Annotated in this window: 4 protein-coding genes; 1 reads left to right on the top strand and 3 read right to left on the bottom strand. The window is 68.7% G+C overall.

Features of this window, described 5'->3' with window-relative positions; genetic code table 11:
- Positions 1-697, top strand: a 697-nt coding sequence (locus tag I55_RS37215) for a HEAT repeat domain-containing protein (protein WP_199902643.1), incomplete at its 5' end; no start/stop codon positions are given.
- 64 nt (positions 698-761) lie between these two features.
- On the opposite strand, the gene minE is transcribed toward I55_RS37215, so the two are convergent.
- The 3 genes from minE to I55_RS18725 form a co-directional block, all read right to left on the bottom strand.
- On the bottom strand, positions 762-1067 hold the full coding sequence (gene minE / locus I55_RS18735) for a cell division topological specificity factor MinE (RefSeq protein ID WP_044562106.1): 306 nt from the start codon (positions 1065-1067) through the stop codon (positions 762-764).
- A complete protein-coding gene (minD, locus tag I55_RS18730) occupies positions 1064-1879 on the bottom strand; it encodes a septum site-determining protein MinD (protein WP_044562105.1) in 816 nt (271 codons plus the stop codon). The genes minE and minD overlap by 4 nt, the downstream gene beginning before the upstream one ends.
- Positions 1880-1926: 47 nt before the next feature.
- Positions 1927-2142, bottom strand: a 216-nt coding sequence (locus I55_RS18725; protein WP_044562104.1) for a septum site-determining protein MinC, incomplete at its 5' end; no start/stop codon positions are given.

Raw genomic sequence — 2142 nt, 5'->3', positions numbered from 1 at the left:
CGCCCCTCTCAGCAAGGCCCTGCCCTTGATCGCGGAGGCCGGGCGCCGCCGGCTGGCGGCCGCCGTGCCCCTGCTGGGCCTTCGCCTGAAGCGCCTGGCCGGCTACGGCCTCACCGGGCGGGAACCGGTGGCGGTGCTGGAGGCGTTGGCCGCCATCGGTGGTCCGCAGGCCACGGCCATCGTCGCCGGCCTGCTGGGCGGTGCCGGCCTGGCCGGCGCGGTGGAGGTGGCGGCGCTGGGGGCCGCCGTGCGGCTGGAGGTGGCGCTGGACCGCAAGGTGCTGCTGCACCTGCTGGGCACCACGGATGCCGCCGCGCGGGCGGCCGCCTGCCGCTGCGTGCGCCAGGCGGAATTCCCGGTCATCGACGCGCTGGAAAGGCTGCGGGCCGATCCTGACCGCGCTGTGGCCACGGGGGCCGTTTGCGCCCTGGGCCGGCTGGGCCGTCCCACCGTGCGCGCCGACCTGGCCCAGTTGGTGACGGCGGCGCCGACGCGGGAGACGGTGGCGGCGCTGGCCTCCGTCATGGACCATGTGGGCGTGGATGGTGACGGTCTGGTGGCCCTGCGCCGCGCCGCTCGCCTGACCGACCTGCGTGAGATGGTGCTTGAGGCGCTAGACGGCTTCGATGACCCTCAGGCCACGGCCATGGCCGGCAAGCTGCGCCAGCAGATGGCCGACCATGTGGCCGCCGCCTGAAACGACGAAGGCCGGCCCCAAGGGACCGGCCTCCGCCGAACATGATTAGTCGCACACGTCGCGCTTATGCGCCGCTTGCGGCGGCGACCTTGGCGGCGGCGCGGGCCGCCCCCTTGGCGGGTGCGGGCAGTTCCACGTTGACCTCCAGGGTGGAATAGCCGCTGGCCCGGTCCAGCTTCACCGCCACCTTGTCGTCGTCGATGGAGACGTACTTCTTGATGACGTCCAGCAGCTCTTTCTGCAGCTGGGGCAGGAAGTCGGGGCTGTCGCGGCCGGCCCGCTCATGGGCCAGGACGATCTGCAGGCGTTCCTTGGCCTGATCGGCCGCGGACGCCTTCTTGGGCGTGCGGAAGAAGTCGAAGATGCTCATGCGGTCCTCCGCAGCAGCCGGTCGAAGAAGCCCTTCTTCTCCACCTTGACGAAGCGATGCTCGATCTTCTCGCCCAGGAAACGGCCGACGGCGTCGGAATAGGCCTGGCCGGCGTTGGACTTGTCGTCCAGCACCACCGGCATGCCAACGTTGCTGGCGCGCAGCACGGCGGGGCTTTCCGGGATGATGCCCAGCAGCGGGATGGCCAGGATCTCCAGCACGTCCTCGACCTTCAGCATCTCGCCCTTCTCCACCCGCTCCGGATCATAGCGGGTGACCAGCAGATGCTCCTGCACTGGGTCCTCGCCCTTCTCGGCACGGCGCGACTTGGCCTGGATGACGCCCAGGATGCGGTCGCTGTCCCGCACCGAGGAGACCTCGGGGTTGGTGACGATGATGGCGTGGTCGGCGAAGTACAGCGCCATCAGGGCGCCGCGCTCGATGCCGGCCGGGCTGTCGCAGATGATGTAGTCGAACTCCTTCTTGAGTTCGTTCAGGATCTTCTCCACGCCCTGCTCGGTCAGCGCGTCCTTGTCCCGGGTCTGCGAGGTGGGGAGGATGTACAGGTTCTCCACCCGCTTGTCCTTGATCAACGCCTGGCTGAGGCGCGCCTCGCCATTGATGACGTTGATGAAGTCGAACACCACGCGGCGCTCGCACCCCATGATCAGGTCCAGGTTGCGCAGGCCCACGTCGAAATCGATGATGCAGGTCTTGAACCCCCGCAAGGCCAGGCCGGTGCCGAAGGCGGCGGATGAGGTGGTCTTGCCGACGCCGCCCTTGCCCGATGTCATGACGATGATCTTGGCCAAGAACGTCTCCCTTGGAAAAGAAGGTTACTGGGAAAACCGGCCGTGCGTCAGACGGTGACCGGATCGATGTGCAGGAAGCCCTGGTCCAGGTAGATCTGGACCTGGCGGCGCAGGACGGATTTCTCCAGATCCTCGCTCACCCGGTAGAGCCCGGCGATGGAGACCATCTCCGCCTCCAGGCTCTGGCAGAAGATGCGGGCGGTGCGGTCGCCCGCCATGCCCGCCAGCGCGCGGCCGCGCAGCGCGCCATAGACATGGATGTT

The organism is Azospirillum sp. B4, assembly GCF_000333275.1.
GTDB lineage: Bacteria > Pseudomonadota > Alphaproteobacteria > Azospirillales > Azospirillaceae > Nitrospirillum.
The sequence above is the reverse complement of the archived record's forward strand: the minus strand, read 5'-3'. Positions and strand labels throughout refer to the sequence as shown.

Excerpts from the sequence above, each read along its gene's own strand:
- minE (WP_044562106.1), bottom strand. The coding sequence starts at position 1,067 with ATGAGCATCTTCGACTTCTTCCGCACGCCCAAGAAGGCGTCCGCGGCC.